This window comes from Nonomuraea sp. WAC 01424 (genome assembly GCF_003947315.1).
Taxonomy (GTDB): domain Bacteria; phylum Actinomycetota; class Actinomycetes; order Streptosporangiales; family Streptosporangiaceae; genus Nonomuraea; species Nonomuraea spiralis.
This window is the reverse complement of record NZ_QHHZ01000006.1, coordinates 171,820-189,781: the sequence shown is the minus strand read 5'-3', so window position 1 is coordinate 189,781 and position 17,962 is coordinate 171,820. Positions and strand designations below refer to the sequence as shown.

11 protein-coding genes are annotated in these 17,962 nt (G+C 73.3%); 4 read left to right on the top strand and 7 right to left on the bottom strand.

The window, feature by feature from the left end:
• Positions 1–44: 44 nt before the first annotated feature.
• Positions 45–845 carry a hemerythrin domain-containing protein gene (locus DMB42_RS18270; protein WP_125636107.1) on the bottom strand — a complete coding sequence of 267 codons (801 nt, stop codon included), beginning with the start codon at positions 843–845 and terminating at the stop codon, positions 45–47.
• 262 nt (positions 846–1,107) lie between these two features.
• Here DMB42_RS18270 and DMB42_RS18265 point away from each other — a divergent pair, with 262 nt between their 5' ends.
• From DMB42_RS18265 to DMB42_RS18255, 3 genes are read left to right on the top strand one after another with little or no spacing between them, the layout of a single operon-like run.
• Positions 1,108–2,436, top strand: a complete 1,329-nt coding sequence (locus tag DMB42_RS18265; protein ID WP_125636106.1) for an SWIM zinc finger family protein — start codon at positions 1,108–1,110, stop codon at positions 2,434–2,436.
• On the top strand, positions 2,433–5,570 hold the full coding sequence (locus DMB42_RS55990; RefSeq protein WP_125636105.1) for a DUF6493 family protein: 3,138 nt from the start codon (positions 2,433–2,435) through the stop codon (positions 5,568–5,570). The genes DMB42_RS18265 and DMB42_RS55990 overlap by 4 nt, the downstream gene beginning before the upstream one ends.
• Positions 5,567–8,392 carry a hypothetical protein gene (locus tag DMB42_RS18255; RefSeq protein ID WP_125636104.1) on the top strand — a complete coding sequence of 942 codons (2,826 nt, stop codon included), beginning with the start codon at positions 5,567–5,569 and terminating at the stop codon, positions 8,390–8,392. Before DMB42_RS55990 ends, DMB42_RS18255 begins: the two co-directional genes overlap by 4 nt.
• Before the next feature lie 25 nt (positions 8,393–8,417).
• Here DMB42_RS18255 and DMB42_RS18250 read toward each other — a convergent pair whose 3' ends face one another.
• Both DMB42_RS18250 and DMB42_RS18245 read right to left on the bottom strand, forming a co-directional pair.
• A complete protein-coding gene (locus DMB42_RS18250; RefSeq protein ID WP_125636103.1) occupies positions 8,418–8,882 on the bottom strand; it encodes a hypothetical protein in 465 nt (154 codons plus the stop codon).
• A gap of 97 nt (positions 8,883–8,979) precedes the next feature.
• A complete protein-coding gene (locus DMB42_RS18245) occupies positions 8,980–9,303 on the bottom strand; it encodes a cupin domain-containing protein (RefSeq protein ID WP_125636102.1) in 324 nt (107 codons plus the stop codon).
• A 71-nt stretch (positions 9,304–9,374) separates the two neighbouring features.
• On the opposite strand from DMB42_RS18245, the gene DMB42_RS18240 reads away from it, so the two are divergent.
• Positions 9,375–10,343, top strand: a complete 969-nt coding sequence (locus DMB42_RS18240; RefSeq protein ID WP_125636101.1) for a helix-turn-helix domain-containing protein — start codon at positions 9,375–9,377, stop codon at positions 10,341–10,343.
• 10 nt (positions 10,344–10,353) lie between these two features.
• Here the strand turns inward: DMB42_RS18240 and DMB42_RS18235 are convergent, their stop codons facing one another.
• Genes DMB42_RS18235 through DMB42_RS18220 form a run of 4 tightly spaced genes read right to left on the bottom strand, consistent with a single transcriptional unit; the run spans position 10,354 to position 17,931 of the window.
• Positions 10,354–12,228: a DUF5107 domain-containing protein gene (locus tag DMB42_RS18235; RefSeq protein WP_125636100.1), complete on the bottom strand. Its 1,875-nt coding sequence runs from the start codon at positions 12,226–12,228 to the stop codon at positions 10,354–10,356.
• Positions 12,225–15,923 (bottom strand): carbohydrate-binding protein, encoded by a 3,699-nt coding sequence (locus tag DMB42_RS18230; protein ID WP_125636099.1) that lies wholly within the window; start codon positions 15,921–15,923, stop codon positions 12,225–12,227. The genes DMB42_RS18235 and DMB42_RS18230 overlap by 4 nt, the downstream gene beginning before the upstream one ends.
• The gene (locus DMB42_RS18225) at positions 15,920–16,948 is read right to left on the bottom strand and encodes a Gfo/Idh/MocA family protein (protein ID WP_125636098.1); all 1,029 of its coding nucleotides are present in this window, start codon (positions 16,946–16,948) and stop codon (positions 15,920–15,922) included. The genes DMB42_RS18230 and DMB42_RS18225 overlap by 4 nt, the downstream gene beginning before the upstream one ends.
• Complete coding sequence (locus DMB42_RS18220) at positions 16,945–17,931, bottom strand: Gfo/Idh/MocA family protein (protein ID WP_185844722.1); 987 nt, start codon at positions 17,929–17,931, stop codon at positions 16,945–16,947. Before DMB42_RS18220 ends, DMB42_RS18225 begins: the two co-directional genes overlap by 4 nt.
• Positions 17,932–17,962 lie beyond the last annotated feature (31 nt).

Sequence of the window (17,962 nt, the reverse complement as noted above, 5' to 3'; positions counted from 1 at the left end):
CGCCCGTCGGAGTGCCGCCCCGGAGCGTCGGCGTCCGGCCGGGGTCAGACGCGGGGTGTGAACTGGTTCAGGTCGTAGATGCCGAGCGTGCGTTCGATGTCGGCCACCTGCCCGACGACGCCCTCGAAGCCGGCCGCGCCGAACCGGCGATGCTCCTCGTCCTCGAACGTCTCGGCCAGCTCGGCGAACTCCTTCGGCGGGATCACCTCCCGCATGGCGGGGAAGACCACGGTGTCCTCGCGGGCTTCGTGGGGCTCGTACATGCGGACGAAGGCGGCCAGGTCGGCGGTGAGGCCGCGCCGGGCCTGCTGGGAAGCGGGCCTGACGGTCGCCCGCAGGATGCGGGCGGTCAGGACGCGCCCGCGCTGGTGCTGCAGGACCAGGACGGGGACGAGGTCGGTCAGCTTGCCGGCCTTGACCAGGCGCGGGAAGACGTAACGCTCTTCGAGCCGCTCGTGGTACTGCTCGATGAAGGTGCTGATGATGCCGGCCCCGGCGTGCAGGGCCGCCGCGGGCACCTGCTCGCCCTCGTCGATCCGCCGGATGCCTTCCCGGTAGATCAGCAGGACACGCTTGAGGACGCCGTGCTCGCGCATGAGATCTTCCGGAGGCGTGACCGGCACCTCCCGCACCGCTCCGGGGCTGGAAGCAGGCGCGGGTGTCGCGGCGCTGGGGGCGGGCGTCGCGGCGCTGCGGGCCTGGTTCGTGTCGGCGCCGCGGGCCTGGTTCGGGTCGGCGCAGGCGGTCAGGAGCGCCGAGCCGCAGGCCAGGGCGGCCGGCAGGCTCAGCAGCTCGCGGCGGGGCAGGCCCGGTGTCGCGCGGGCCTCCCGTGCTTCGTCCCTCATCGTCAGCCCCCGGTCCCCGAGCCGTCCGACGCGGGCCGGGGCCGGACCGCGTCCTCCCAGGGTGCTGCCCGTCTCCCGGCGATCCGACGCGATAGCCCGGGTAATGCTTGAGCCGCCCTTACGTGCGACGCCGCTCTCGGGGAGCGAGGGGGCCGACCTCGTCCCCACCCGGCTGGTCGTCCGATCCAGCACGGCGCCACCGCCCGTCTGAGCCGGCGCTCGCCCCGATGGTTTGTCGGTGGGGAGATCTATTGTCCCGGCCATGACTTCAGCGACGCAGGCGTACACGTACGCCGCGCCCTCCTCTCTCCTCGACGGCCGGCTCGGGCTGGCGACCTCCGGCGGCCGGGCCCTGTCCGGCCCGGCCGTGGCTCCCCGGTTCTTCGACGGCGTGGTGACCCAGGCGGCCCCCGCCGCGGCGGCCCTGCTCGGCGTCGCCGACGTGGCGCTGGCCCGCTACCACCAGCCGCAGTCGCGGCCCGGCTGGGTACGCGACCCGGTGGTGACGTGCGACGGAGACCGCTTACGCTTCGAGTCGTTCTCGGCCTGCGGCGGCGTGTACGCCCGGCTCGACCTGCTGAACGGCGCGCTCGACGGCGAGGTGTTCGACCGGGGCACCACCAACGTCGACGTCAACGCGCCGCTGCGGGAGGCGCTGGCGCGCATCGGCGCGCGCGACCCGCTGCACCTGGGAGTGGGCCTCGACGAGCTGGTCGTCACCACCATGGACGGCGCGGTGGTGGAGAAGAAGGTGCCGCTGCCCGAGCGCTGGTTGCGCGGGTTCGCCGAGGTGCAGGTCATCGCCTCGCGCATGGACCAGCGCGGCGAGCTGACCGGCATGGCGGCGGTGCGGTTCCTGCGCGGGTTGCCCAAGAAGGGCACGGTGTGGGTGGCGCAGGCGGGGCGCGACCTGAAGGTCAGCGACCACCAGGTCCCGGGCTCGGTCCAGCTCGCCGGCCCCAACCGGCTCGCCACCCTCCTGCCGCTGCTCCGCTTCGCGAAGTCCATCCGGGTCTACGGCCCGGCCGACGCCTCCTCCTGTGCCTGGGAGCTGGAGCTGCCGGGCATGCGCTACACGCTCACCCTGTCGCCCGAGCGCTGGCGCGGCTTCTCCGGCGAGGGCGCGGTGCTCGACGACCTGGCCACCGACGAGGCCGAGGACGACGCCGACGTCGTCGGCATGCTGCTCAACTTCGAGCCCGAGGTCGAGATCGGCCTGCTGGCCGACCGGTCGGGCCTCCCCGCCGACCGCGTACGCGCCGCGCTGACGCAGCTCGGCGTCGCCGGCCGGGTCGGCTACGACCTGTCGGACGCCGCCCACTTCCACCGTGAGCTGCCCTACGACAGGGACAACGTGAGCCTGCTCAACCCGCGGCTGGCCAAGGCGCGCAAGCTCGTCGAGGCGGGCGCCGTGCGCCTCGACGGGGAGTCGGCCGCCGTCCGCACCTCGGGGGGCCTGCGCCAGGTGTCGCTGGCCGACGGCTCGTGCACCTGCGAGTGGTGGTGGGACCATCGCGGTTCCCGCGGGCCGTGCAAGCACGTGCTGGCCGCCCGGATCGTCGCCCGCGCCGCCGTGGAGGTCTCCCGATGAGCCTCTGGACGGAGATCTGCGACCTGGTCACCCGCAACCAGGTCCGCCGCCTGGCCGACCGGCTGGTCGCGCTCACCGAGGAGGAGCGCGCCGAGCTGGGCGGACGGTTGCCCGGCCTCGTCAAGGAGCTGCGCCGCGCCCGTACCGAGCAGGTGCGCACCCGGCATCCCGACGACTTCGAGGAGCTGTCCACCTGGGAGGTCGGCGAACTGCTCGACACGGTGGCCGGCGCGCTGCTGCTGACCGGCGTCGGCGTCATCGCCGGCCCGGCCGCCGCCGTGACCTGGATGGCCGGCCGCGACGTCAACCGCCGCTGGGCCGAGGCCCCCGACATCGGCCTGGTGTGCCGGGTGGCGGCCGCCCGTCCCCTGGAGTGGCGTCGCGAGGTCGCGGTCCGGCTGGCCCGGCGGATACGCCGTCCCGCCGACCGCATCGCGCCGCTGGCCGTGGCGCTGCTGCGCGAGTCCGGCGCGACGCCGCCCGACCATGATCCGCTGGTGGCCGCCTGGTTGTCCGCGCCGGGCGTGGCCCACGACCCGCTGACCTCCGTACTGCTGCCGCGGGTCTTCAGCGCCGACGGCGCGGGCCGCGTCCTCCGCGACGAACGGCTGGAGCCCCGGCCCACCCGCTGGCTGGCCGCCGCCCGCAAACTGCCCAGGGAGCAGGTGCTCGACGGTTGCGTGAGCCGTTTCCTGCGCGGCGGCGACGCCCAGGACCTGCGCTTCTTCGTACGGCTGCACACGCTCGTCGCGCCCACGCCGCAGGAGTCGGCCGGACGGCTGCGCGACTACCTGCGATTGTTGCCGTCGGCTCCCGGCACGGTCGCCGAGCTGGCCGCCGGGCAGGTACGCGGGGCGATGCCGCTCGACCACGCCGACCTGGTGGAGGCGGTCGAGGCGCTCACCTTCCGCGACGAGGCCAAGCTCGCCACCATCGGCCTGCGCTGGCTCGACCAGGCGATCCGGGCCACCCCCGAGGTCGCCGCCGACTTCGTGCCCGCGCTGACCACGGCGTACGCGCACAAGTCCTTCGACGTACGCGACCGCGCGGTCGGCCTGACCCTGAAGCACGCCGCCCTGTTCGCCGGTCACACCGAGGCGATCCGCGACGGCGTCGGCCACCTGCCCGCCGGCCTGGGCGCGAAGCTGGCCGAGCGGTTCGGCGGGGAGATCGCGGTCGAGGAAGCGGCGGCGCCCAGGGAGTTCCCGCCGCTGCCCGAGCCTCCGGAGCCGCGGCGGTTCCCCGAGCCGTCGATCTTCCCCGGCCACCACGAGCGCTGGGTCGGCCAGGAACGCTGGCTGGCGGCGTTCGTCACCGGGATCGCCGGCGACCGGGCGCGGCTGCGCCGCGAGCTCAAACCCCACGCCGAGCAGGACCAGGGCTTCTGGCGGTCCAAAGAGGTGCGCATCGACCCCGACGACTGGCAGTCGGCGCTGTCCGCCGAGCTCGTCACCCCCGGCAGCGTGCCGGCACTGCCGCCGATCGGGCCGGAGAGGTTCTGGGACGACGCGCACCACTCCGTGAAGGTGCGCGTCCTCGCCCCTGGTGAGGAGCCCGGCGCCGAGCCGTCGCCCCGGCGGCTCACAATCATCGGCGGCCATCGGCCCGGCCGCTACCTCGACGACGACGCCCCGCTGCGCGCCTTCTTCATCACCTGGACCAGCGACGACGGCCCGCAGGGCGCGGTGGCCCACGAGGGCGACCACCAGATCCCCTTCTCCGAAGGCCGGATCCACCTCAACGACTCCCCCGCCGACGACGACGCGTCGGTACGGCTGAGACCCGGCGTCCGGTACGACGACTCCGTGACCGCCATGCCGGCCTTCATCCTCAGCCGCGCCTACGGGCGCATGGCCGAGCTCGGCGTGGACCATGCGCGGATGGCGGCGATGCGGGCGGGCGGCCAGGTGCCCCCGCGGGGTCCGGACGAGCCGCTCGTCCAGGTGACCGTCGCGTTCGTACCGCCCCGGCTGCGTTCGTTCATGCCCAGGGAGCTGCCCGAGCACGACGAGTGGCGGCGGCGCAACCAGCTCCCCCACCCCAATCGGGTCTCCCCGCCCCACGACTTCCTGCTGCACCGCTACGCGGAGCTGGCCGAGGCGCTGCGCGACGGCACCCTGCCGCCGGTGCTGCTGGCCACGCCGACCTGGATGAGCGGCCATCTCGACCCCGACGTGCTGGCCGACCGGTTGGAGACGTGCGCCGCCGCCGGCGTGGAGCCCCTCCCGGCCGACCTGGCCCAGGCGCTGCTGCGCCTGCCCCGGGGCAGCCACCCGGCCGCGGCCGACCGGGCCGCCAAGGTCGAATCGCAGGCGGCGCGCTCGGCCGCCCGCTGGCTCGCCGGTGGCGGCATGGCCGACCCCGAGTGCGGCCACGTGTGGCGTCACATGGTGGACGCGTCCATGGTCGAGTTCGGCGACGACGAGCCGGAACACTTCACCCAGGTCAGACTCCAGCCCGTGCTGCGGATGACGGCTCCGACCGGCCATCGGCTGATCGACGAGGTGCTGCTGCGCCAGCCGTTCGACTGGACGGTCGACGAGTTCGACGGCACGGTCGGGGCGTGGCCCGCCATGCTGCCCTCCCACCGCGAGGTCGTGGCCGTCAACTTCCTGCCCTTGCTCCCGCGTGGCCACTGGGGCACGTGGGTGACCCCGGCGCAGGTCGCCGGCCTGGAGATCGCCCAGGGCCCGCTGGGCGAGTCCACGGCGGCGATCCTCGCCTTCCTCCTGGCCGACAACGCGCCCGACGTGATTCCGCTGGTCCTGAGCATGGCCGCCAGGGGCCGCCTGCCCGCCGAGGCGATCGGGCGGCAGCTCGCGCTGACGCTGCGCCGCACCTGGCGGGAGACCCGGGCCGCCGTCGCGGCGCTGACCGCGCTGGCCGACGCCGGCGGGCACCACGAGGTGTGGCGCGTCCTGCGCGCCCTGCTGCCCGTGATGTTGCCGGGCGAGGGGCGGCGCGTCACCGTGACCCACACCGAACTCGTCGCCTTCGCCGCCGACGTCGCGGGCTGGACCGGCGCGCGCGGGGAGCTCCCGGTCGTCGGCGAGTTCGCGCGGAGCGGCCGCAGGACCCGTTTCGTGCACGAATGCAAGCGCCTGCACACCCAACTCACCGGAGCCACGTCATGACCTCCGACATCCGTGCCGAGATCAGGAATCTCGTGTTCGGCCGCGACGTCGAGGGGCTGGCCTCGCGGTTGCCGGCGCTCACCGACGCCGAGCGGGCCGCCGTCGCCGCCGAGCTGCCCGGCCTGCTCGCCGAGCTCCGCGAGAGCCCGCTGCCGGTCGCCGCCGTCGGCTGGGACGCCTTCGGCCGGACCGGTGACGACCAGGTCGCCGGCTGGTCCGAGCTGCTGATGATGGTGGGCGCGGCGACCGTGCCCGGCCCGGCCGGGGCGGTCACCTGGCTGATGAAGCGGGACCTCAATCCCCGCTGGGCCGGCGCGCCGGACCCGCGCCCGCTGGTGCGGGCGGTCTCCGGCCGTCCGGCGGCCTGGCGGGCCGATCTGGCGGTACGCCTCGCGCGCCGCGTCCGCCGTCCCGACGACCGGGTCGTGCCGCTGGCCCTGTCGCTGCTGCGCGCCGCCGAGGCCGCCCCGCCCGACCACGAACCGCTGGTGGCGGCCTGGTTGTCGGCGACGACCGTGGACGCGGACCCGCTGACGCCTCACCTGCTCGCGAAGATCTTCGACGCGGCGGGCGCGGGCCGGGCGCTGGCCGGCGAATCGCTCACCCCGAGACCGTCCCACTGGCTGGGCCTGGCCGCCCGTACGTTGCCGCGCGAGCAGGTCATCACCGGCTGTGTGAGCCGTTTCCTGCGCGGCGGCGACACACAGGACCTGCGCTTCTTCGTCCGGTTGCACACGCTCGTGGCGCCCACGCCGGAGGAGTCGGCCGTACGGCTGCGCGACTACCTGCGGTTGTTGCCCGTCGCGCCGGGCCCGGTGGCCGACCTGGCCTGGCGGCAGGTGTGCCGGGCGCGGCTCGACCCGGCGGACGCCGCCGAGGCCGTCGAGGCGATGACCTTCCGCCAGGAGGCCAAGCTCGCCGTGAAGGGCCTGACCTGGCTCGACCGCGACCTCGCACGCCACCCGGAACGGATCGCCGACCACGTCACCGCGCTGACCAACGCGTACGCGCACGCCTCCCACGAGGTACGCGACCGCGCGGTCACCCTCACCCTCAAGCACGCCGACCACCTGACCGACCCCGCCCCGATCCTGGAGGGGGCCGAACTGCTGCCCGCGTCCTCGGCCCGGCCGCTGCTCGAACGGTTCGCCGAGGGCTGGACCAGCGAGTTCACGCCCGGTCGCCTGCCCGACGTCACCGTACCCGGGCCGTTCCCCGTCGCCGGTCCGCAGAGCGGGCCGCCGGTGGAGACCGGCTGGATCGAGGTCGAGGCGTGGCTGGCGGCGGTCGTACGGGAGGCGCACACGAACCCGGACCTCCTGCGGGAGACGCTGGCCCGGCGGTTCGGCGAGGACCTGCGGCCGGTGCTCTACGACCCGCCGACGTGGCAGTCCCCTCGTGACTGGTGCACCGCGCTGGCCAGGGAACTCGTCAATCCCGGCGAGGATCCGGGGCCGCAGGGGCATCGCCCGTCGTACCGCAGGCCGTTCGCGGAGGAGCGACGGGCCGCCCCGGGCCTGTCCGGCGACCTCGGGCAGGCCCTGTACGACGGCATGCTGAACCTCGCGGCCACGGCCTTCCGGCTGTTCCCCGGTCTCCGCACGGTCGTCCCGCTGCACGAGCTGCCCGACCACGTCCAGGAGGAGTTCCTGCGGACGGTCGACGCCCAGGCCGAGCCGTACGAACCGGACGACCCGTACGACCCGGAGGGCCGGCCCGCGTCCGCCCCCTGGAACCGGCTCCACGTACGGGGATGCGCCCGTCCCCACGCCTTCCTGCTGTCCCGCCTCGACGAGCTCCTGCGTGCGGCGAAGGCCGGAGCCCTGCCGCCGGTCCTGCTGGCCACCCCCACCCGCGCCGACGGCCACCTCGACCCCGGGACCCTGCTCGACCGTCTGGCCGAATGCGCGGACTCCGGCCGCGAACCGCTCGCGCTGGACGTGGCCCAAGCCCTGCTGCGCCTCCCGCCCGATCCCGCCCCCGACCTGGCCGAACGCGCGAAGGCCACCGCCCCGGCCGCCGCCGCGGTGGTGGCCCGCTGGTTCGAGCGCGGCGCGCCCCCGCCCCCGGAGGTGGAGCTGACCTGGACCCTCAACCTCGGCTCCCGGGTCGTGCCGTACGACGAGCACGTCCTCGACCAGCGCGGCATCGCGAACGTGAGCTGGAAACCCGTCGAGCCCACCGGTCTCGACGCCCTCGACGCCCTGCTGGCCCCGCCCGGGACACGCTCGTTCCGGCACGAGTCACGGGACTTCTGGCCCGGCATGACACCCCACCATCGGGAGCTCGCGGCGGCCCATCTCGCGATCGGCCTGATCGACCGGTTCGACCCACCCGACGTCGGGATCGACGACCTCCGCGAGCTGGCCCGCGCCGAAGGCCCGTCCGGTCCGGCGACGGCCCTGGTCCTGGCCTACTTCCTCACCGTGCAGGGCGACGACGCGGTGCCCCCGCTGCTCCTGCTGGCGGCCGGGAACGCGCTCCCCGCCGCCGAGACGGGCCGCCTGCTGGGCCTGCTGGGCCGCCGCACCCGGTACGAGGCCGACTCCGCGTTGCCCTCACTGGAACTGGCCGCCAGGCAGGGCGCGCACGCCGAGGTGTGGACGATCCTGCGCCACTTCCTGGCCGTCTTCCTCCCGAGAACGGGCGAACGGGCCCGGCGCCCGCACACCGACGCCGTCCTGCTGGCCATCGACGTCGCCATGTGGACCGGCGCGCGGGGCGAGATCCCCGAGGTGGCCGCGCAGGCGGGGAAACCCGGTTCGACCTCGCTGACCCGGGCCTGCCGGACCCTCCACCAGCTCCTGACCGGGGAGGTCTGATCGGCCCAGTGGCACGTGTGCGGCGTCAGACTCCGGCGGTGCGTCCCGCGCAGCGCAGCGTTCTGCCCTTCTTCACGTACGTGGAGTCGACGACGAGGTAGAGCTTCCGCGCGGCCGGGACCTTGACGTCGACGACGAGGTCGTAGGAGACGTCGTTGGAGGTCTCCTTCTCGTGCAGCGTCTCCTCGAAGACCTTCCTGTCACTGCCGCGCCGTTCGACCATCAGGCGGAGGTGTCCGGTCCTCAGGCGGATCGGCACCTCGGAGTTCCAGCTGTAGAGGATGTCGGAGACGCGGTGGTACCCGCCGGACGTCCGGTACTTCAGCTCGAAGGTCGCCTTCTGGCCGTCGCTCATCGTGCAGCTCGCCCTGACGCGATGCGGCGGAGCGGCCGCCGTGGCGTGCGCGGCGTGCGCGGTGGAGGCCAGCAGGACGAGTGACAGGCCGCCCCCGCCGAGCATTGCCGCGGCCTTCGCGACGATGTGCGTCATCTCGCGGTCCCCTTTCACGTGGCTCGTGTCCCTGGGACGAGCATGGGGGCGGGGGCGTTGAGGATGCGTTGAGGATCCGTTGGAGCGGCCTCGGCGGCTACGGGGTGAGGATGCTGATGCCCAGCATGCGGGCGCCGGTCTCGGTACGCGGGCGGTGCGTGCTGCCCGGCGCGAACACGACGTAGCTGCCCGGCCCGAGCCGCTGTCCCCGGTCGATGAACTCGCCCGAGATCACGTAGTAGCGTTCCTCGCCCTCGTGCACGTCCACCTCGGGCCATTCGGTGCCGGGGGCGAAGTCGTACATCCAGCCGCGGGCCCAGTCGGTGGCGGGCAGGCGCCGCCTGATGATCCCGGGGACGACCTCGACCGGCTCGACTTCGTCGACGTTCAGGATCTGGACATCACTCGAATCTTGCGTCATGCCCCCATCGTCGCGGCGGACGTCGTCTCCCGCCCAGTGTCTGGATTGACGTCTACGGGTATTTTCTTGCCATGAGGGTTCAGCGAGTGGCCGCGCTGGTGTTGCCGCCACAGTCCACGTTCGAGCTGGCGTGCGCCGCCGAGGTCTTCGGGGTGCGCCGTCCCGGCCTGGCCGCCCGCTACACGTTCCAGGTGTGCGCCGAACGTCCGGGAGTCGTACCGACCCTGGCGGGCTACGACATGGCGGTCAACGAGGGGCTTTCCGCACTGGAGACCGCCGACACGGTGGTGATCCCCGGATGGCACAGCCGCGACGAAGCGGCGCCACGGGCCGTGCTGGACGCGGTCCGGCGGGCCCACCGGCGTGGCGCCCGCATGGTCGCGATCTGCTCGGGCGCCTTCCTGCTCGCCGAGGCGGGGCTGCTCGATCAGCGCCGGGCGACCACCCATTGGCGGCTCGCCGCCGAGTTCGCGGCCCGCTTTCCCGACGTACAGGTCGAACCCGACACCCTGTACGTCGACCTGGGCGACATCGCCACCAGCGCGGGCACCGCCGCCGGCATCGACCTGTGCCTGCACCTGGCCCGTACCGACCACGGCGCCGCCTACGCCGCGCACGTCGCCCGCCACATGGTCATGCCGCCGCACCGCGAGGGCGGGCAACTGCAGTACAGCACCGCGCCCCCCGCCGAACGCCCGCCGGAGTCCCTGGCACCGGTCCTCGACTGGGCCGCCGAACGGCTGTACGCCCCCCTCACCATCGACGACCTCGCCGCGCGGGCCCAGGTCTCCTCGCGGACCCTCGCCCGCCGGTTCGCCGAACAGCTAGGCGTCAGCCCTGGCCGATGGCTGCTCCAGCAGCGCGTCACGGCGGCCCGGGCGCTGCTGGAGGAGACAGATCTCCCCGTGGAGACGATCGCGGTCAAGGTCGGCCTGTCCTCGGCCGCCAACCTCCGCCGGCGTTTCCACTCCCTGGTACGCACCACACCCGCCGCCTACCGGCGTTCCTTCGGCCGCCACGAGGGCGACGGGTCGTGGTGAGTGGCTACCTTCAGCTGTCGGTCCGGGTAGAGGACCCCGCGTCGCTCATGCGGAAGTCGTACCGGGCCGGGACGGGCTCGCCGGGATGCACCGCCAGCCAGAGCCGGTCGAGCGAGACCTCCCCCTCGCGCACGTCGTCCACCTGGACGCCCTCCGCCAGCAGGCGGCGCAGGCGGTCGTCGTCGCCGATCGCGTGCGCCGCCCTCGCCTCGGCCAGCCGGATCCGGCCATGACCGCGGTACGGCAGCGCCTCGATCAGCGCGAGCGCCGCTTCGCACCGCCCGGACACGAGCAGCGCGTCGAGCGTCTCGACGGCCAGTTCCCGCAGGTCCGGGCGGAGCCGGTGCGCTTCGAGCATGAGGTCGGCCGCCTCCTCCTGCGACGCGGCGAGGAAGGCCAGGACCCGCAGCGCCCACGGGGTCCTGCGCGCGCCTGCGGAGAGCTCGCAGGCGGCGCGGGCCGCGTCGTCCTCACCGTCGGCCAGGCGCATCAGGCCCAGGTGGTAGTACGCGTGCCAGTCGTCGGCGCTCTTCTCCAGCGCCTCCCGCCAGCGCCGGCCGGTGATCGGCGGCGCGGGCGGGTCGCAGACCGGCAGGCGGCCGGTGGAGAGCAACTCCTGCCAGGGCGCCTGCGCGGGGCCCGGCGGCGGGAAACCGGCGTACCCCTCAAGGCCGCCCCAGCCGGAGCCCTCGGCGAGCCACTCCTCGTGCGGTCCGAAGGCCGCCGCCTCCCCGAGCGCCTCGTCCAGCCGCTCGGGAGGGACGAGCCGGTCCAGGGCCTCGGCCGTCGCCTCGCACGCCTCCCGCCAGCTCCCGTGCACGGCCGCCGGCTCGACGTCGAGCCGCCCGTACGCCTCGGTCCAGGACCAGGTCGCGCCGCCGGGCATCGGCAGGTGCTCCAGCTGGGTCCTGGCCAGCCCCGCCTGGATCTCCAGGTACGGCGAGCCGGGACCGGACAACCACTCCTGCCAGTGCCGGCCGCCGGCCGTCGATCCCCAGCAGAACAGTTTGCGGCCACGTAGCCCGCCGGTGGAGGTCTGGACGAGCCCCGACCCGGCCTCGTCCAGGGCCGCGATCCAGCGGCGTGCCCCCTCCGGCAGGTCCAGGAAGTAGTCGGCCGCCCGGACGGCCCGCGCCGGGTAACTGCGGTCGGTGCCGTCCGTGCCGGGGAAGTCCACATGCCGCAGATCGCTCACGTAGTCGAAGTGGAAGGCGCGGTCGGCCGGGCTGAGCACCCGTACGCCCGCGCTCTCCGGTACGGCGATGTTGGACCACCAGTAGACCGGCGTGACCTGGTCGGAGGGGTTGTGGAGGGAGACGTGCACGTAGAGCACCGGCGACCCGGCGGGCAACCAGGCGTCGATCCGCACGATCAGCCGCCGCAGCCGCTCGAACTCGAACATCCGCAACACCGGCGTCCCGTCGGCGGCGGTCACCCGGACCGCGTGCAGCGGCTCGCAGGTCAGCGGCCAGTGCCCGGTCGTGCCCAGGTTCCACTCCACCCCGCCGGCGATCCACGCGTCCCGCAGCGCGAGGTTGGCGGGCTGGAGCATCGGGTTGCGGTGCAGCAACTCCCTGCCGCTGGGCCGGTGGACGAGTGACCACAGGCGCCCGCCGTATCCCGGCAGGAACGTCGCGGTGAGCAGGTCGTTCTCCAGGACCACCGTGGGCAGCTCGCGCTCGGCGCGCTCGCGGTCGTACCCCCACTGCCGGGTGTAGGGCACGAGCGAGCGCGGCCGGCCGTAGGCCAGGTTCCGGCGCATCTCGGCGTCGGTACCCACGCCGTCCCCGGTGGTGGGGCGTACGCCGGACAGGATCGGCAACACCCCGGAGACCGGGTCGGCGGCTGCCTCGATCCAGAGCGTGCCCTTCCGCAAGGCGGTCACAGCGTCACCTCGGCCGTCAGCCCGAACGACAGCGTCGTGCCGCCCGGCAACACCGGCCGTACCGTGAACGTGTGCGTCGAGCCCGGCACGAGCGAGCCGACCGTCGCCTTGGTCTTGTTCGCCTTGACGCGGGCGACCTCGGTGTCACCGTCGAACACGGCGTAGCCGGTCGCGATCGGCGACCTGGGCCAGGTGAGCTTCACCGACGCCGGCTTCTTCCCGACGGTGAGCTCGGCGCCGTCGGCCCACGGGCGCGGCACCTCGACGACGAACGCGTCCACGATGGCGATCCGTCCGGTGTCGGCGGCGCTCTGCTTGTTCACCACGCGGATCGTGTGCTCGCCCAGTTCGAGGCCGCTCAGCCGGAACACCCGCTGCTGCCCCTGGCGGACCGGGCCGTAGCAGTCCGCCGAGGCCCGCAGTTCGCCGTCGACGTAGAGGTCGACGACCCCCATGTCGGTGTAGCGCTCGGTGAGGAAGCTGATGCCGGTGCCGGTAAAGGTGAGCTCGGCGTGGTCGCCCTTCTCGGTGGAGTAGTGCACGTCGTCGCCGTAGTCGCCGAGCCCGCGGCCCCGGTCCACGCCGAAGGCCCCGGTGTACGTCACCCGCCGGTCGTCGTCGTTGACGTAGGTGAGGAGCAGCGTGGGGTCGGTGACGGTCAGCGGGTAGCCGTCCGACAGGCCGTCGTAGATCGCCGTGATGGTCGTCGATCCCCAGGCCACCGCCTTGACCACGCCGTGCGCGTCCACGGTGGCGACCGACGGGTCCGAGCTGACGTATGTGACGCCGTCGGAGACCGGGGTACGGCTGCCGTCGGCGCTGACCGCCTCGGTGGTGATCGTGGCGGTGTCGCCCGCCCTGAGCGAGGCGGCGCCGGTCGCGACGAGCGCCTTGGTCGCGGCGGTGCCCGCGGTGACGGTGAACGCGTCGAGCAGCAGGCCCGTCCCCTCGGCGACGATCCGGAACGTGTGCGTGCCCGCGGTCAGCTTCACCCAGGTGCCGACGGTCGTGAAGTGGCCGTCGCCGCCGGTGTCCGGCACGTGCACCGGGTACCGGTCGCCGTCGACCTCGAAACGGAAGGAGGTGGCCTTGCCGGAGGCGGCGGTGAACCCGACACGGTAGAGCCCGGTGTGCGGGGCGAAGACGTTCTCGTAGCGCAGGTAGTCGCCCTCGTCGACGCGGCCGACCGCCCGTACGGGCCCGCCGGCCCCCTGGTACGTGCCCACGACGACGCCGGTGTCGGCCCCCTTCCAGCCCCATTCCTGGCCCAGGTTCCACTGCATGGTGTACTGCTCCGCCTCGATCGTCTGCTCGGCGGCGCCCTGGAGGTCGAGGCGCATGCGGTTCCACACGATGTTGGAGTGGGCCTCGATCCACACCACCTTGACCGAATGGCTGCCGGCGGTCAGCGGGACGACGAAGTCCTCGGTCCGGATCCGGTTGACCCCGCCCGTGTCGCGCAGGCTCAGCTCGCCCGAGACGTCGCTCCCGTCGACCTCGACCCGGAACCTCAGCGAGTCGGCGTTGACGGTGGAGTACTGGAACTGCAGCAGGTAGTCGCCGCTCGCGGGGATCTCGACCTCGTCGTAGCGCAGCCAGTCGCCGGTGTCGACGACGGAGACGCCGGGGGTGCCGTCCTCGCTGACCGCGTCCTCCGCGGCGAGCCAGACCCCCTCCTGGGCCGTGGGCCGCTCGGCCTGGATCGTGATCGACTCGGGCCGCTCGTGCGTGAACCGCATCCAGTTCATGAAGAACCAGCGGCCGTCCTCGCGGACGATCCGGATCGTGTGGCGGCCTGCGGGCAGGGTGAGCTCGCGCTCGATCGTCCGGTAGACGTTGTAGCCGCCGGAGTCGGGCACGGTGATCGGGCCGAGCGCGTCCCGGCCGTCGATCTCGACGCGGAAGCGGTTGCCCTGCTCGGACGAGAGGCGGAACTCGGCCCGGTAGGTCCCGCTCGCGGGCACCACGACGTTGTCGTACTCGGCCCACTCGCCGGCCTCGTCCAGGTAGAGCGAGCCGAAGCCGCCCTCGGGCGGGGCTTCGACGCCGTACGCGCCCTTGGCCTCGGTGTAGTCCTCGTTCTCGATCTTGAACTGGGTGAGCGGCGCGGCGGTCGGCGCCGCCGGCGCGACCTCGGGGACGACCTTGATCGTGCCGATCGGGTACACCTTGCCCACGCCGTCCGGCATGGCCAGCTCGATGCGCGGCTTGCCGTCGGCGCCGAGCATGGCGATGCCGACGTCGTACGTCCCGGCCGGGACGCCGGCGGGCAGCGTGAACGCCGACCGCAGTTCGCGTGCGTCCCCCTTGAACCACTTCGTCTGGTCGAGCGAGGCGTCGGTGCCGCGCCACACCACCTCGCCCGTGGCACGGTCGGTGAAGCGCACCTCCAGCGGGTACTTGCGCGGGCTGAAGCCGACGCCGTTGTTGGTCCAGGTGTGGGCGAGTGTGAACGCGCCGCCGGGCGCGACCTGGGAGTCGTACGTCGCCCGCGGCATGAGGAACCGGTAGCCGGAGTAGCGCCCGAGCGTCGTGAACCACTCGCCGTACGCGTCCTTCATCGCCTGCCACTGCGCGAAGCTCGTGTTGTTGATGCCCTGGAGGTTGGAGTGGTAGCCCTCCAGCGCGTTCTTGACGACGAGCCGCGGGTTGTTCAGCATGATCCCGCTGTCCCAGCCCGCTCCCTCCGAGACCTGGATGAGGTCGCGGCGGAGCTTGCGGTTGACCCACACGTTCTCGCTGCCGGTCCCGTACTGCATCCAGGGGAACGCGCTGTTCACGGTGTCGGACCGCAGACCCCAGTTCTCGTTGCGGGCGGCCTGTTCGTAGCCGAACGCGACGTACCGTTTGGCCTGGGTGTCGGCGTCGGGGTCGGTCGTGACCACGTCCGCGCCGGGGTTCGGCATCATGACCATCGTCCGGGTGAACGCCTCGGCGTAGATGTCCATGATCGCGCGCAGCGTCTTCGAGCGGGTGGCGTTGTCGGGCCACGGGAAGTTCATCGCGTCGTTCCAGCCCGACCACTCGCCGAACAGCGCGAAGGCGCGCAGGTCGACCCAGGCCATCCCGGGGTTCGCGTCGTAGCGGGCGGCGAAGGCGCCGACCGCCTCCTTGAGCTCGGCGAGGTAGATCGGGTCGTGGTAGATCGGCTGCCGCGACTTGTAGACCGTGTTGTACGGCGCGAGCCGGAACCCCGCGCCGAGCTGGTCGAAGAGCCAGGCGGGCGGGTACTCGTAGGCGAAGACGCTCGGGTCGTTCTTGATGTCGGGCGCCTCGGACATGAGGAGCTGGAACTCCACGGTCTTGCCCTGCTCGACGACACGCTTCATGAACGCGTCCAGGCGGTCCCAGGTGAAGGCGTCGTCCTCGGGCTCGAAGTCGGCCCACGCGATCTGCAGCCGGACGATGTCCGCCTCGTCGGGGATCTTCTCCTTGCCCTCGATGAACGCGGTGATCGCCGGGTCGTCGGCGAACACCCAGCCGCGTTCGCCCGCGGGCTTGGGCGAGTTGATGTCGAAGGCGGTGCCGGTGTACGGGTTGCCGTGCAGCACCTCGTACGTGTCGGTGAAGGTCACGGTCGTACGCGGGGTCGCGGTCTCGGCGGCGGTCGCAGCGGCGGTCGCGTGGCCGGGCAGGACGGCCAGGGCGGCGGCGACCGCGACGGACAGGGCGGCGCCGAGCAGGCGGCTGCTCATCGGTTCTCCATCTCAAGACGCACGGGGGCCGTCTCGGTCAGCGACCGGTACGCCGCCTCGACGAGCGCGACGGTGCGGTAGCCCGCCAGCGCGTCCGGCTGGCGGGCCTCGCCGGTGCGCACCGCGTCCAGGAAGGCGCGGATCAGCAGGTCGTCGAGGGGCGCGCCGTACCCGGAGGCGACCGCGCCACGGCTGTTCCAGCCGGTGAGGACGTCGGCGAAGGGCGCGATCTCGGCCACCCCCTCGGTGCCGATGACGGTCAGCGTGACCAGGTCCCCGGCGTCGGGCCGGCCGGGCGGGCGCGACCAGGAGCAGTCGATCGAGGCGATGGCGCCGTCGCGGTAGCGCAGCGAGACCAGCCCGGCCGTCTCGACCGGTACGGGGTCGCCGTTCCGGTCCGGGTTCGGGATCGTGTTGGCGATCGCGTACACCTCGGCCGGGTCCTCGTCCAGGAGGTCGGCGAGCAGGTCGGCCACGTGCACGACGTGGTCGGTCAGGGCGCCGCCGCCGCTCAGCGCCGGATCGACGAACCAGGCCCTGGTGGTGGGCACGCCGCCGCAGTTCGTGGCCGCGATGGAGACGATCCGGCCGAGGTCGCCGCGTCGTACGGCCGCGCGCAGGTCGGCGTAGGCCGGGGCGAACCTGACCGGGAACGCCGTCATCAGCACGGTCCCCGCGGCGCGCGCGGCTTCGAGCATCTCGGCCGCGTCCGCGAGCGAGGTCGCCAGCGGCTTCTCGCAGAGCACGTGCACGCCCTCGGCCGCGGCGCGTACCGCGAGCTCGCGGTGCCTGACGTTCTCGGCGCAGATCACGACAGCGTCCGGCCGCCACGCCCAGAGGTCCTCCTCGGTCTCGAAGTAGCCGACGCCGAGTGTGTCGGCGAGCGCGCGGCCGCCTGGCTCCCCGGCGGAGCGGGCGGCATGGCCGGCGTCGCAGGCCGCGATCTCGACGACTCCGGCGCGGCGCAGCGCGGCGGCGTACTCGGTCGCGTGCAGGTGGGCGAACGAGAGGATTCCGATTCTCATGCGGCAGAGACCTCTTCCAAGGCGGGCTGAAGGTCGACGGGCAGGCCACTGGCGGCCGAGCGGGCCACGGCGTCGGCGATGCGCATGGCCTCAAGGCCGTCGAGGGCGGTGACCCTCGGCGCGGCGCCGGTCGCGATGGAGTGGACGAAGTCGCCGAGCTCGGCGCGATAGGGGCTGGTCAGAGGGGAGAAGTCGGGCAGGAGGTCCCCGCCGGGCTCGGCGTGCCCCTGGTAGCGGAAGGTGCGGCGCTCGTCGGAGTCGCCGTGCAGGACGCCGTCGGAGCCCGCGACCTCGAAGTGCGTCCGGAACTCGATCGGGGCGGTGGTCCAGGTCGCGGTGAGCACCGAGATCGCGCCCCCGGCGTGCGTCAGGAACGCCTGGGTGCTCTGGCTGCCGTCCACGACGTTCGTACGGGCGAACACCCGCTCGACGTCGCCGCCGATCCAGCGGGCGACGTCGATGTCGTGGATCATGAGGTCGAGGAGCACGCCGCCCGAAAGCCGCTCGTCGAGGTACCAGCCGCTGCGCGGGCTGCGTCCCTGCCGGGTGTGGCGTTGCACGCCGACCCGGCCCACGTCGCCGCGCGTCACCGCGTGCCACAGTTCCTCGTACTCGGCGAAGTACCGTACGACGTGGGCGGGGAAGAGCGGCACCCCGGCCTCGGCGAACCGCGCGACGAGATCCTCGGCCTCCCCGAGCGTACGGGTCAGGGGTTTCTCGCACACCGTGGGAAGACGGTGTTCGAGGGCGGCCAGCGCCAGCTCGCGGTGGGTGTGCGTCGGCGTGCAGATGTCGACGATGTCGGCCGCGTCGAACAGCGCCGCCAGATCGGCCACGGGCCGCCCGCCGCCGTGCCGGCCGATGAGCTGTTCCGCGTCATCGGCGACGGAGAAGACCACGACGTCGTAGCCGAGGTCCAGCCAGGCCGGGAGATGCGCGTTGGCGATGCCGCCCGCGCCGATGAGTCCGACCGTTCCGTGCATGTGGTGACCATCCGTTTCCGCGTGATTGCCG

Excerpts from the sequence above, each read along its gene's own strand:
- DMB42_RS18270 (WP_125636107.1), bottom strand. The coding sequence starts at position 845 with ATGAGGGACGAAGCACGGGAGGCCCGCGCGACACCGGGCCTGCCCCGC.
- DMB42_RS18265 (WP_125636106.1), top strand. The coding sequence starts at position 1,108 with ATGACTTCAGCGACGCAGGCGTACACGTACGCCGCGCCCTCCTCTCTC.
- DMB42_RS55990 (WP_125636105.1), top strand. The coding sequence starts at position 2,433 with ATGAGCCTCTGGACGGAGATCTGCGACCTGGTCACCCGCAACCAGGTC.
- DMB42_RS18255 (WP_125636104.1), top strand. The coding sequence starts at position 5,567 with ATGACCTCCGACATCCGTGCCGAGATCAGGAATCTCGTGTTCGGCCGC.
- DMB42_RS18250 (WP_125636103.1), bottom strand. The coding sequence starts at position 8,882 with ATGACGCACATCGTCGCGAAGGCCGCGGCAATGCTCGGCGGGGGCGGC.
- DMB42_RS18245 (WP_125636102.1), bottom strand. The coding sequence starts at position 9,303 with ATGACGCAAGATTCGAGTGATGTCCAGATCCTGAACGTCGACGAAGTC.
- DMB42_RS18240 (WP_125636101.1), top strand. The coding sequence starts at position 9,375 with ATGAGGGTTCAGCGAGTGGCCGCGCTGGTGTTGCCGCCACAGTCCACG.
- DMB42_RS18230 (WP_125636099.1), bottom strand. The coding sequence starts at position 15,923 with ATGAGCAGCCGCCTGCTCGGCGCCGCCCTGTCCGTCGCGGTCGCCGCC.
- DMB42_RS18225 (WP_125636098.1), bottom strand. The coding sequence starts at position 16,948 with ATGAGAATCGGAATCCTCTCGTTCGCCCACCTGCACGCGACCGAGTAC.
- DMB42_RS18220 (WP_185844722.1), bottom strand. The coding sequence starts at position 17,931 with ATGCACGGAACGGTCGGACTCATCGGCGCGGGCGGCATCGCCAACGCG.